The organism is Kitasatospora sp. NPDC096140, from assembly GCF_040303045.1.
Taxonomy (GTDB): domain Bacteria; phylum Actinomycetota; class Actinomycetes; order Streptomycetales; family Streptomycetaceae; genus Kitasatospora.
The window spans coordinates 138507-151198 of sequence record NZ_JBEOUW010000018.1; the positions used below are offsets into that span (position 1 = coordinate 138507).

The window sequence follows — 12692 nt, forward strand, 5'->3', positions numbered from 1 at the left end:
CGATGACCGAAGAACCCATCCTCGGCCCGCGCCGGTACCGCAACGCCGAGGCCATGCTGGCCAGCGCCGACCCGGTCTGGCAGGCCGCCGCCGCCAACGGCCTGATCGGCATCACGGTGGACTCGGAGTCCAACAACCGGCTGATCGTCCGCGAGACCGGCCACGAGTTCGCCAACATGGTCTCCTGCGCGTACCTGGGCCTGAACAACCACCCGTCGGTCGCGGCCGCCGCGGTGGACGCGCTGGCCGAGTCCCGCAGCACCTGGCTGGTCACCTCGACCACCCGGATCCGGCACAACCTGCTGGTGCGCCTGGAGGAGGAGCTGGGCGAGCTGTTCGGCGCGCACATCCTGCCCGGCGCGTCCTGCACGGCGCTCACCGCCGGCATCCTGCCGCTGATCGCCTCCGGCCACCTGGACGGCGACTGTCGGAGCGGCGGCGGGCCCCGGGTGATGGTCTTCGACCGCTTCTGCCACTTCTGCATGGCGTACGTGAAGCCGATCTGCGCCGACGAGTCGCTGGTGCTGACCTGCCCGCACAACGACCTGAACTACCTGGAGGACATCTGCCGCAAGTACCCGCGGGTCGCCTACGTGGCCGACGGCGCGTACTCGATGGGCGGCGCGGCGGCCCTCGACGGCCTGCTCGAACTCCAGGACCGCTACGGGCTGTTCCTCTACATCGACGACTCCCATTCGCTGTCCATCATGGGCGAGCGCGGCGAGGGCTTCGTCCGCTCCCGGCTGCAGATGAACCCGCTGACCGTCATCGTCGCCAGCCTCGGCAAGGGCTTCGGCACCGGCGGCGGCGTCGCGATGCTCGGCAACCGCGAGCAGTTCGAGTTCCTGCACCGGCACGCCGGCCCGGTCGGCTGGTCGCAGAACGTCGCGCTGCCGCTGGTCGGCGCCTCGCTGGGCAGCGCCGCCATCCATCGGTCACCCGAACTGGCCGACCTCCAGGCGAAGTTGAACCGCAACATCGACCTCTTCGACGAGCTGCTGCCGACCACCTTCGCGGGCAACGGCCTGCCGGTGCGCCGGGTCGACGTCGGCGACGCCGAGCGGGCGGTCAAGCTGTCCGCCCAGCTCTTCGAGCGCGGCTTCTACAGCTCCGCGGTGTTCTTCCCGATCGTACCCAAGGGCGAGGCCGGCCTCCGGCTGATGATGCGCGCCGACATGGACGAGCGGCTGATCCGCGAGTTCGCCGGCCACGTCAAGGAACTCACCGCCGATCTCTAGGACTTGGGGGCAGTCGCCATGGACGCAACCGAGCCCGCCGGCTACCGGCGGATCGGCGAGCGCCGCTACCGCGAGGTGGTCGGGCGCTACTACGAGGAGTTCGAGGTCGGCGAGGTGGTCGAGCACCGCCCCGGGCGGACCGTCACCGAGCTCGACAACGTGCTGATGAGCATGCTGAGCATGAACGACGCCCCGCTGCACATCGACGCCGCCTACAGCGCGCACACCCCCTGGGGGCGGCCGATCGTCTCCAGCCTGGTGACGCTCAGCATCGTCGGCGGGATGACCGCCCGCTCGACGAGCGGGCGCACCATCGCCAACCTGGGCTGGGAGAACATCCGGATGACCCACCCGGTGTTCACCGGCGACACCCTCTACGCGGAGACCGAGACCCTCGCCAAGCGGCTGTCCAAGAGCCGCGAGGGGCAGGGCATCGTGAGCTGCCGGACCACCGGGACGAAGTCCACCGGCGAGGTCGTGGTGGTCTTCGAACGCAGCTTCCTCGTCCCGCTGCGCGGCCACGGCCTGGACGAGGTCGCCGGGTACTGACCGTCCCCGCGGGGAACCGGCCGCCTGCGGGTACCGGCCGCCCCGGGGAGCCGGCCGCGCCCCGGGCCCGACAGTGCGCTGTCGGGCCCGGCGCGCGCCGCGGCTCAGTCCTCGCGGCGGACGTCCACCAGCACCTTGCCCATGGTCTCCCGCGCGGCCAGCGCCCGGTGCGCCGCGGCGATCCCGGACAGCGGTACGGTCCGGTCGATCCGCGCCACCAGACGTCGCTCGGCGGCGAGCCGGAACAGCTGCTCGGCGATGCCGGTGAACAGCACCCGGTCGGCCAGGACGTGCTGGAGCCAGAAGGCCGCCAGCCCCGCCGAGCGGTCGGCCAGCTCGTCCACCGAGAAGCTCTCCTCCGGCCCGCCCCGGGCCCCGACCGACAGCAGCCGCCCGAACGGCGCCAGTGCGGCCAGCCCGGCGCGCAGCACCGGGCCGCCGACCAGGTCCACGAACAGGTCCACCCCGCCCGACCGCGCCAGCCGCTCGGCCAGGTCGGGCTCCGCCGGGTCGAGGGCCGCATCGGCACCCAGCGAGCGGGCGAACGCCCGCTTCTCCGGCGTCGAGGCCAGCGCGGTCACCCGCCCCGCGCCCAACTCCCGGGCCAGCTGCACCGCCAGGTGCCCGACCCCGCCGGCGGCGGAGGTCACCGCGACGTTCTCGCCCGGCCGCAGCCGCCCGGCCAGGGTCAGCGCGCCGTACGCCGTCGCGCCCTGTTCCAGCAGTGCGAGCGCCTGCTCGTCGCCGACGCCGTCCGGCACCTCCACCGTGTGCGCCGCCTCGGCGCGGGCCACCCCGGCGTACCCGCCCCCGGCGCGCAGCAGCGCGGCGACCCGCCGCCCGTCCCCGCGCCGCCGCCCGACCACGTCGGCGCCGAGCACCGCCGGCAGCGGGTAGCGCGCGTACTCGCCGGTGCGGCAGTGCAGGTCGGCGTAGTTGAGCCCGGCCAGGGTGACGTCGATCAGCACCTGGCCCGGCCCGGCCACCGGTTCCGGCACCGTCTCGGTGCGGAACTCCTCCGGCCCGCCGTAGCGGTGGATCACCGTCGCACGCATCCCGCCCACGGCCGCCTCCGGTCTCATCACTTGCGGTCTCATCCGGCGAAGAGCGCGAGCAGCCGGGCCTCCAGGGCACGGGTGGCTTCCGGGGTCTCGGCGAGCACGCAGTACATCACCGAGCCGTCGGCGGGCGCGAAGTCGCAGCTGTAGACCACGCCGGTGCCGGTCCGCGGGTCGAAGGCCAGCCCGGCGTCGGCGATCGCCGTCACGGCCGCCGCGAAGGAGGGCACCTTGAGGCCGGCGAGCTCCAGGATGTAGCGCGAGCCGCGGTGCTCCTCGCGCAGCAGGCGGCCGAAGAAGGCGTCGTGCAGGTGGCTGGAGCCGGTGAGCCGCCCGTTGGTCTCGTGGAAGTAGATCTCGCCCTTGGGGGTCAGCACGGCGTCCGCGCTGACCGTGCCGCGGTAGCCGATCACCCGCAGCGCCTCGCACAACCGGGCTCCCTGCGCGACGAGTTCGGCCCGGACGTCGGCGTCCGGGGTGACCGGCGGGGTGATCTCCCCGATCACCACCGGCTGCATGACCATCTCGCCGCAGCCGGAGAGCACCACGGCCGCGTCGTCGACCAGGAACTGGGCGTACAGCGCCGCGGAGTCGGTGAAGTACCGCTCCACCACGACCCGTTGGCCGCGGCCGCCGGTCAGCCAGGTCCACCGCTCGGCCACGTACGCGGCCACCGCCGCCCGGTCCGGCAGCGGGACGACCCGTTCGGCACCGGCCGCCACCTCCACCCGCTCGTCCCGGGAGAGGACCTCGTTGCCGAACCCGCCCGCCTGGAACTCGACCTTCACCATCACGCTGTGCCCCTGCGCCAGCAGGTCCTCGACGGCCGCCTCGACCTCCGCGGGCGAGCCGGCCACCCGCCCGGGCGGGATCGGCACCCCGGTACCGGCGGCCACCGCCCGGAACCCGGCCTTGCTGTTGACCAGCGCGTTGCCGCCCTGGGCCGCGAAGGGCTGACCGGGCATGGCGTGCGCGAGGCCGAGCGCGGCCGCCAGGTCGGCCACCGCACCGTTCGGCGAGATCGCCAGCACCTCCTCGACGGTGCGGCCGTCCAGGACGCGGCGCAGCTCCGCCCGGAAGCCCGGGTCCGCCAGGCGGTCGGTGGTGAGCATCTGGTCGCCCTCGGCGCCCGGCGGCGGCACCACGAAGGTCAGGCTGTCGGCCCGTACGCCGGTCAGCCCGGTGACGTACGCCAGGTACTCCGGGTCCGGACCCCAGGGCAGCACCAGGACGTCGCCGTCCTCGGCCCACCAGAGCATCCGCTGCGCCCCGCACCCGGCGAACCGCTGCTCCAGCGGCGTCATCCCGGTGAGGTCCCCGACCATCTCCTCGGTGCGGTTGTTCGCGATGCAGAGCGTCGTCATCTGGTGGACTCTCCCGGCGTTCGGCGCTGTTGCGGCCCTGGCCCCACGCACGGCACGGGTGTGGCGTGCGCTACTGGTGTAGCGCACCGGGGTTGTTCTGGTTCGGCCCTCGGTCATTGAACAAAACGCCGAACAACCGGCGGCGCCGCTCCGGGGCGGGCTGCCCCGGCCACCTCGGAGCACCGGTGGCCGGGGCGGCCCGTCCCGTTCGGTCAGCGGGTGCTCAACGACGTTGCAGGGAGCGGACGTTGTCGCCGAAGGTCCAGCCCTTGGAGCCGTCCCAGTTGACCGACCAGGTCATCAGCCCCTTCAGTGAACCGCCGAAGGCGTTCCACGCCTGCCCGACCAGGCCCGGGTCCAGGTAGCCGCCGCCCGCGCCGGGCTGGGCCGGCAGGCCGGGCACCTGCTTGTCGTAGGGCACCTTGACGGTGGTGCCCTGGATGGTCAGGCCGTTGTTCAGGCACGTGGTCTGCACGGTGAAGCCCTGGACGGTGCCGGCCTGGTAGGAGTCGCCGGAGCAGCCGTACATGCTGCCGTTGTAGTACTGCATGTTCAGCCACCACAGCTGCCCGTTGTCGGCGTACTTCTTGATGATCGGCAGGTAGGCGCCCCAGATCGAGCCGTAGGTGACGCTGCCGCCGGTGACGTACGCGGTCTCGGGGGCCATCGTCAGGCCGAAGCCCGCGGGCATCCGGGCCAGCACGCCGTCGATGATGCGCACCAGGTTGGCCTGGGACGCGGACAGCGTGCCGATGCTGCCGCTGCCGGACAGGCCGGTCTCGATGTCGATGTCGATCCCGTCGAAGTTGTACTTCTGGAGGATCGGGACGACGGTCGCCACGAACCGGTCGGCGACGGCGCCGGAGCTCAGGTCGATGCCGGCGGCGGCACCGCCGATCGACATCAGGACGGTCGCCCCGGCGGCCTTGGCCCGGCACATCTCGGCGGGGGTCGAGACCTTGACGCCGGCGTCCATGCCGTCCTGCCACAGGACGGTGCCGTCCGAGAGGATCACCGGGAAGGCGGCGTTGATGACGTTGTAGCCGTGCGCGGCGATCCGGCTGTCCGTGATGGGCACCCAGCCCATGCCGGGGTGGACGCCGTTCGCGGCGCCGTCCCAGTTCTCCCAGTAGCCCTGCAGGACCTTGCCGGACGGCCGGGGCTTCGTGGGGCAGGTGTCGCCGCCCGGCGGGGTGGTGGTGGGCGGCGGGGTCGTCGGCGGGGTCGACGTGGGCGGCGGCGTGGTCGGCGGGGTGGTGGTCGGCGGCGGTGTGGTGGGCGGGGTCGTCGTGGGCGTGGTCGCGGTGGGCGTGGGGCTGCTGCCGCCGGGGCCGGTGAGCGAGACGTCGTCCGCGTAGTACGCGGGCTGCCCGTACCAGCCGTGCAGGTAGACGGTCACCGAGGTGGTGTTCGGCCCGGTGGTGAAGCCGACGCTGAGCAGGCCGTACGAGGCGTTGTTCGGCGTCCAGGTGGACGGCGTGCCGGTGATGCCGGTGCCGGTGGCGCCGAGGTAGACGTAACTGCCCTGGACGTAGGCGCTCAGCGTGTACTGGGAGTCGGGCCGCACGCTGACGGTCTGGGTGCACTGGGCGTCGTCCGAGCCGGCCGGCGTGGCCTTGAGCGCGGCGGCGCCCGAGTGGACCGGACTGCCGACGGCCGCACCGGAGCCACCGGAGCAGGTCCAGCCGGAGAGCCCGTTCTCGAATCCGGGGTTCGCCACCAGGTTGGTGGTGGCGGCCCCGGCCGTGACGGAGCCGACCACGGCGATGCCGGCACCGATCAGGGCGGCGGCGCTCGCCCCGGCGAGTGAGCGCCGCAGCACGGTCGGCCCGTGCCCGGTGCGGCCCGCCCGGTTCACCCGCGGTGCGCGCTGCACGGCCGCCCGCTGCGGGCGCGGCGCGCGGTGCGGTTCGGCCCCGGCCCGGTCGCCGTCGACGCGGCCGGGATCCGGACAGGGGCGGGACCCGCCCGACGGGCGTGGCGTACGCGACTTCCGACGGAACATGCTGTGCTCCCTTCCCGCCGAGCGCCATGGGCATGACCAGCGCGTGGGGGCGTGACGCCCGGCTCTGGGTGAGGTGGGGACATGTGGGGCTGTGCCGGACGGGATCGTAGGAGGGGCGCCCGGGCCCGTCAATAGGTCTGGACCAATTGCAGTAGGCCTGGACCACTTGAGGCTCCCGCCGGAGGGCGGCGGCCGGACCGCCCCGGGCGGCGGGCCGCCCCGGGAACAGGACCGGGCCCGCCCCGACGCGGGGGCGGGCCCGGGGGCCGTCGGACCGTCAGCCGTCGGACCGTCAGCCGTCAGCCGTCAGCCGGCGACCGTCAGCCGGCGGCCACGGTGGCGGCCGTGGCCGCCGTGGCGACGGTCACGGCGGTGATGGCCGCAATGGCGACCTGCATGTTCCGGATCGCCTGGCCGACGGACTCGCCCGCCCAGTCACCCGCGGCGATCTCCCCGAAGCGCAGCTCGACCCGCGCACGCGGGAGGTCGGGGAACGCCAGGCCGTGCAGCCGGGCCGCGTGCAGCAGGGCTATCAGGGTCGCGGTGCGGACGTCCGGGGTCGCGTGGTGCCGGATCACGCCGGCCAGCCGCGCGCGGAGTTCACGCTCGACGGAGCCGTCCGCCTCCGGGTAGCGGCGGACCGGGAAGAGGCCGAGGACCCGGCGGCGCTCCTCGACGACCAGACCGCGTTCGCACAGCCGCTGCACCGCGGAGCGGACCGCCACGGGGTGGTCCTTGGTGAGCCAGTCCGCCGCCTTCGCCTTGCCGGGGGCCTTGCGCTCGACCCATGCGGCGAGCCGCTCCAGGCACTCGTCGAGCAGCGGCTCACCGGTCGGGGTCCGGTCGGTGACGGCGAGCCGGCCCTCGTCGACCGCGATCCGCCCGGCCAGCGCGAGGTCGGCGAGCAGGCCTCCCGCCGCCGCCCACCCGGCGCTCGAACCGTCCTTCGCCACGCCGGACTCGTCGTCCAGCGAGAGCAGCATCAGCTCCTCGGCGAGGGTGACGTGCATGTGCATTCCTTTCCCTGTGCGAACCGGCCACCCGGCAGCGGCTCGACGGCCGCCGCACCCGGGTGTCCTCAGCCGGAACGCGTGCACCGGAAGCCCGGTTCCCACCCGCCCGGCCCGAGCCCCGCAGCCTACGTCGCGCGGGCGCCCGGTGTTCGAGCGGGGCGGGGTCGACGCCACGGTGCCGATGAGTGAGCACCAGGTTCTGACGTCGTCACAGGCGGCGGTCCGATCCTCCCGAACCCGCAGACCGTCGCTCCCGGGAGCAGCGGATCCCGCGCGACCGGCCCCGCCCGGCAGCGGGGACCTCCTGCACACACTCCGTACACACCCCGTGCCGACCGTTCGCTCTGCGCCACCGGGCGCAGCCGGCTTCGCTTCGGCGTCCCGGCGCCCGGCGATCTAGCATGAAACGAGACATTCGGCTCGATACCCGGCGCCACCCCGCGCCAACGGGTGAGGAGGCCGCCATGGCTCAGAACGGCAACGGCGGATTCGGCGAGCTGAGCCGTGCCCGGTACCTGCCGATCTCCGAGCACGGCCTGATCGGTGATCTCCGTACCGCCGCGCTCGTCGCCACCGACGGCACCATCGACTGGTACTGCTGCCCGCGCTTCGACGCGCCCAGCATCTTCGCGTCCGTCCTCGACGCCGACCGGGGCGGCAGCTTCGAACTGTCCGCGGACGTGCCGTCCCGCACCCGGCAGTTCTACTTCCCCGACACCAACGTCCTGATCACGCGGTTCTTCGCCGCGGACGGCGTGGCGGAGATCCAGGACGTCATGCCCGTCGTCGACGAGTCCCGCGAGGCGGACCGCCACCGGCTGATCCGGCGGGTGATCTGCGTCCGCGGGGTGCTCCCGTTCCGGGCGAAGGTCGCCCCGCGGTTCGGCTACGGGGCGGAGCCGCACACGGTCGAACTCCGGGACGGCCACGCGGTGTTCCACTCCGCCGGGCTGTCGGTGGCACTGACCGCCACCGTGCCGGTCGAGACCGACGGCGTCGACGTGTCCGCGCGGTTCAAACTGCTGGAGGGCGAGTCCGCGGTGTTCGCCCTCGACCGGGTGAGCGCCGACGTGGGCCCGCGGGCGTGCCCCGCCTGGGAGGCGCAGCAGCAGTTCGAGGCCACCGTCCGGTTCTGGCGCCGCTGGCTGCACCAGTCGCAGTACCACGGGCGGTGGCGGGAGATGGTGCACCGCTCGGCCCTGGTGCTGAAGCTGCTCACCTACGCGCCCACCGGCGCGATCGTCGCCGCGCCGACCACCAGCCTGCCCGAGCAGGTCGGCGGCGAGCGCAACTGGGACTACCGCTACGTCTGGGTGCGCGACGCGGCCTTCTGCATCTACGCCATGCTCCGTCTGGGCTTCACCTCGGAGGCCGAGGCGTTCATGGGCTTCATCTCCGAGCACGGGATCATGCGGGGCACCGGGGACACCGGTCCGCTGCAGATCATGTACGGCATCGACGGGCGCCGCGAGCTGCCCGAGCGGGAGCTGTCCCACCTGGAGGGCCACCTCGGTTCCGCGCCGGTGCGGGTGGGGAACGCCGCCACCGGGCAGCTCCAACTGGACATCTACGGCGCCCTGATCGACTCGGTCTACCTCTACGACAAGTGGGGGCAGCCGATCAGCAGCGGCCACTGGGACGAGGTCGGCGGCGTGGTGGACTGGCTCTGCGACCACTGGGACCAGCCCGACGAGGGGGTCTGGGAGACCAGGGCCGGGCGGCGCGACTTCGTGTACTCGCGGCTGATGTGCTGGGTCGCGCTGGAACGGGCGATCCGGATCGCGAACCGGCGCGGCCTCCCCGCCGACCTGCTGCGCTGGCGCCGGACCCGCGACACGATCTACCGGCAGATCATGGACCGCGGCTGGTCGACCGAGCGCGGCGCGTTCGTCCAGGGGCTGGACGACGAGGTGCTCGACGCGTCCCTGCTGATGATGCCGATGGCCAAGTTCGTCTCGCCCACCGACCCCAAGTGGCTCTCCACCCTGGACGTGCTCACCTCGGACCTGGTCTCCGACTCCCTGGTGTACCGCTACGACCCGGCGGCCAGTCCGGACGGCCTGCAGGGCTCCGAGGGCACGTTCTCGATCTGCTCCTTCTGGTACGTCGAGGCGCTGGCCCGGGCGGGCCGGCTGGAGGAGGCCCGGCTGGCCTTCGAGAAGATGCTCACCTACGCCAACCACGTGGGCCTGTTCGCGGAGGAGATCGGCCGGACCGGCGAACAACTCGGCAACTTCCCCCAGGCGTTCACCCACCTGTCGCTGATCAGCGCCGCCTTCAACCTGGACCGCGCCCTGGGCTGACGGCCGCCCCGCGGAAACCGGCACGGGCGTCACACGCGTCATCCACCGTCACACGAACCACACCCGACCCGCGCAGAAGCCTCGCGCCGCGCGGGTGTCGCGGACCGGCTTGATCTGCGTACGCTCGCATCCGATCCGGCCCGGCCTGCGGGGGGCGTGGCAGTCACCGTCGGGATCCAGGTCATGCCGCACCTACCGAAGAGATCCCATGAGTTACTGCACGCCCTGCCGACGCCACCTCAACGGCGCGCTCTCCTGCCCCGGCTGCGGCCGGGCCGCCGAACCCACGACCGGGGAGGCGGCGGGCCCGCGGCCCACGCCACCGGGCGAGGGCTCCGCCGACGCGTCCGCACCGCCACGCCGGTCGGCACGCCAGTCCGGACGGCGCTCGGCCCGGCGGCGGCAGGGCAGGCCGCGGGGCACGGTGCTGGCCGTGTCGGCCGCCGGGGTGGTGGTCTGCGGACTGGCCGCCGTCGTGCTGTCCGGCGGCAACTCGGACGGTGCGGTGGCCCCGGCCTCCGCGGGCGCCGAATCGCCCTCGCAGCACACCGCGGCCACCCCCGGCGCCCCGGCCGCACCGGCGCCGGCCACCACGACGGCCACCGCCACGGCCCGCCCGCAGCCGTCGGCCACCACCACCCGGCCCAGACCGTCCGGCACCGCCCCGACCGCGACGTCCCCCTCGGGCCCGACCGTGTCCGCCGCCCCGGTTCCGGCGGACCCGCCCGCGAAGCCCGCCCCGAGCACGCCCCCGCCGAACACCGGCCCCGTCCCGCCGACCTCCCCCACCCAGCACCCGACCGGCCCGACGGCCACACCGAGCTGCACCCGGCTGCTGTTCTGGTGCACCTGAACCCCCTTGGACGCCGCCGCCCGCCCGGCCGCCTCGGGCGCCGTTCAGCCCCGCCCGGTGAGGTCGGCGTGGACGGCGAGGACGGCCAGGTAGCGGCGGTGCACGTCGTCGCGGTCGGCCGGTTCGGACACCGACTCGCGGCCGAGGCGTTCGATCATCCCGGCCTGGGCGAGGAGCACCTCGCGCTGCTGCTCGGTCGTCGTCTCCGACATGATCTCCGCGAGGACGTCGAGCTGGCGGATCAGCACGGCGGGCATGCCGGCGGCGGCCTGGCGGATCTTCTCGAAGGCCCGCTGGACCAGCCGCTCGTAGCTCACGGGGACGGTCATCACCCGGATGTGCCCGCCGGCGTCCCGGTGGACCGGGTTCGGGTGCCAGCCCGCGGCGACCCGGCACAGGCCCTCGCCGAGCCAGTCGACGCAGGTCAGGGCGGTGAAGGTGTCGTTCACGGCGGTGGACAGCGCCCGGATGGCGATCTCCACCAGCTGGTCGACGGCGAAGGCGATGTCCTGGGCGAGCGTCCGGGTCGAGCCGGTGATGTGGGCGCGGGCGAAGCTCCGGGCCACCTCGGGCGCCGCCTCGGCGGGCCAGACCGTGGCGAGCGGGTGCCCCTGCACCAGGAAGTGTCCGGGCCGGTGGTCCAACCGGATGACGGCATCGAGCTCCGTCGCCATCCGCACCAGCGTGCGGTGCCGGACGAACTGCAGGTAGCCGCTGGCCGGCGCCGGGACGGCCGCGCCCGAGCGGTCGAGCCTTGCGTGCAGTTCGGCCGCCGAGGGCCCGGCGGTGGCCCCTGCGGCCCGCTCCGGTTCGCCCGCCCCCGCCTCGATCGCCTCGGAGAGCTCGGCCGCGATGCTGGCGATGACCCTGGGCAGCTGGATCGACGTGGCGATGTGGTGGATGAAGTAGATCAGCACGGCCACGTCGGCCATCACCAGTGCCATGCAGACGGTGATGGACAGGTGCGGCACGAGGTCGCCGTGCGAGGCCGGTCCGATGACGACCAACGAGAGCATCGCGTACACGAACGTGCCGACGAGGGTGCCCAGGGTCAGCTGGGTGGTGCGGTCCCGGATGAAGGTCCGCAGCATGCGCGGGCCGAACTGGGTGGAGGCCAGGGTCAGCGTCACGATCATGATCGAGAACACCACGCCCACGACGGTGATCAGGGCCGCCGCGATGGCGGCGAGGATCTGCCGGGCGGCGTCGGCGGTGCCGCTGACGACCCAGGACGGCAGGTCCACGTCCCCCCGGTAGGCGGCCCGGTCCAGGGACCAGGTGACGACGAACAGCAGCGCGGCGAGCACGACCTCCAGGACCGGCACGACCCACAGGTTCGTCCGCAGCGCCTCCCGGCGCCACTGCGCCTCCAGGTGGACCCCACGGATCACGCCACCACCTCCGTCGCTCCGCTCCGGCGCCGACCGGACGAATCCACCCTAAACACTCGGACGTGCAGGTGACGGGAGGGCGGGGTACGGGGTGGGGGTCCGGGGGGGCGGGCCCGGGCGGTCAGGCGGCGGGGGTGCGGCGGGCGATCAGCATGTCCTGGGTGTGGCCGATGGCGTAGGTGCCGTCCGGGCGGGCGAAGTGGTCCCGGACGTAGGCGGTCAGGGCGGCGCGGGAGGGGCGTGGGTCGAGGGTGGCGAGGTCGGCGACGTTGACCATGAACTCGGCGACGTCCACGGCCTCGGCGAGGTGGGGCGTGCGGTAGTGGAGGTCGAGGGTCTCCAGGGTGACGTCGTCCGCCGGGTGCCGTTCGCGCAGGAGGTCGACGAGGGGGCCCAGGTCGTAACGCACGCCGGTGAAGTGGGCGGCCATCCGCATGCACGGGCTCTCGGGGTTCTGCAGGACGACCAGCAGGGTGCCGCCGGGGGCCGTCCAGTCGAGGGCGCGGGTGACGGTGGCGGGCCAGTCCGGCTCGGGCACGTAGTAGAGCACGTGCGAGAGGTGGACGAGGTCGGCGGGCTCCGGCGGCCGGACGCGGTCGAGCCGGTCCGGGAGGACGAGGGCGTCGGGGCAGGTGGTGCGGAGCTTCTCGCGCATCGCGGCGCTGGGCTCGACGGCCACCGTCCGGTCGAAGGACCGGGCCAGGTGGGCGGTGGTGCGGCCGTCGCCCGCTCCCAGGTCCAGCAGGACCCGGCGGTGCGGCAGGGCGGCGACGAGTTCGCTCAGCCGGGCGTGGGTGAGAGGCTTCTCGTCCGTCCCGGCGAGGAACAGCTCGAACACCCGTCGGTAGTCGGCGCTCGCCACGTCCAGTACGCGGACCGGATCCGCGTCCCTCGTCCTCGTCTCCACCGGGCGGCCTC

10 protein-coding genes are annotated in these 12692 nt (G+C 73.7%); 3 read left to right on the forward strand and 7 right to left on the reverse strand.

The genetic code is table 11. The features are described from left to right. Nucleotides 1-2 precede the first annotated feature (2 nt). Both ABT048_RS20535 and ABT048_RS20540 read left to right on the forward strand, forming a co-directional pair. Nucleotides 3-1238, forward strand: coding sequence for an aminotransferase class I/II-fold pyridoxal phosphate-dependent enzyme (locus tag ABT048_RS20535; RefSeq protein WP_350522861.1), 1236 nt, complete (start codon nucleotides 3-5; stop codon nucleotides 1236-1238). 18 nt (nucleotides 1239-1256) lie between these two features. After that, a complete protein-coding gene (locus ABT048_RS20540; protein ID WP_350522862.1) occupies nucleotides 1257-1787 on the forward strand; it encodes a MaoC family dehydratase in 531 nt (176 codons plus the stop codon). A gap of 104 nt (nucleotides 1788-1891) precedes the next feature. Here ABT048_RS20540 and ABT048_RS20545 read toward each other — a convergent pair whose 3' ends face one another. The 4 genes from ABT048_RS20545 to ABT048_RS20560 all read right to left on the reverse strand — a co-directional run bounded on the left by ABT048_RS20545 (nucleotide 1892) and on the right by ABT048_RS20560 (nucleotide 7224). Beyond that, nucleotides 1892-2842: a quinone oxidoreductase family protein gene (locus ABT048_RS20545; RefSeq protein WP_350522896.1), complete on the reverse strand. Its 951-nt coding sequence runs from the start codon at nucleotides 2840-2842 to the stop codon at nucleotides 1892-1894. 38 nt (nucleotides 2843-2880) lie between these two features. Further along, nucleotides 2881-4209 (reverse strand): preATP grasp domain-containing protein, encoded by a 1329-nt coding sequence (locus tag ABT048_RS20550; RefSeq protein WP_350522863.1) that lies wholly within the window; start codon nucleotides 4207-4209, stop codon nucleotides 2881-2883. A gap of 223 nt (nucleotides 4210-4432) precedes the next feature. Then, entirely contained in the window at nucleotides 4433-6031 is a 1599-nt protein-coding gene (locus tag ABT048_RS20555) for a carbohydrate binding domain-containing protein (RefSeq protein ID WP_502894044.1), read from the reverse strand. 503 nt (nucleotides 6032-6534) lie between these two features. Continuing rightward, nucleotides 6535-7224: a GOLPH3/VPS74 family protein gene (locus tag ABT048_RS20560; protein WP_350522865.1), complete on the reverse strand. Its 690-nt coding sequence runs from the start codon at nucleotides 7222-7224 to the stop codon at nucleotides 6535-6537. 467 nt (nucleotides 7225-7691) lie between these two features. Between ABT048_RS20560 and ABT048_RS20565 the strand changes: the two genes are divergently transcribed. After that, the gene (locus ABT048_RS20565) at nucleotides 7692-9530 is read left to right on the forward strand and encodes a glycoside hydrolase family 15 protein (protein ID WP_350522866.1); all 1839 of its coding nucleotides are present in this window, start codon (nucleotides 7692-7694) and stop codon (nucleotides 9528-9530) included. Between the two features lie 213 nt (nucleotides 9531-9743). Here the strand turns inward: ABT048_RS20565 and ABT048_RS20570 are convergent, their stop codons facing one another. From ABT048_RS20570 to ABT048_RS20580, 3 genes are all read right to left on the reverse strand, one after another. Further along, nucleotides 9744-10379, reverse strand: a complete 636-nt coding sequence (locus tag ABT048_RS20570) for a hypothetical protein (RefSeq protein WP_350522867.1) — start codon at nucleotides 10377-10379, stop codon at nucleotides 9744-9746. Between the two features lie 48 nt (nucleotides 10380-10427). After that, a complete protein-coding gene (locus ABT048_RS20575; RefSeq protein WP_350522868.1) occupies nucleotides 10428-11774 on the reverse strand; it encodes a DUF2254 domain-containing protein in 1347 nt (448 codons plus the stop codon). 121 nt (nucleotides 11775-11895) lie between these two features. After that, nucleotides 11896-12681, reverse strand: a complete 786-nt coding sequence (locus ABT048_RS20580; protein WP_350522869.1) for a class I SAM-dependent methyltransferase — start codon at nucleotides 12679-12681, stop codon at nucleotides 11896-11898. Nucleotides 12682-12692 lie beyond the last annotated feature (11 nt).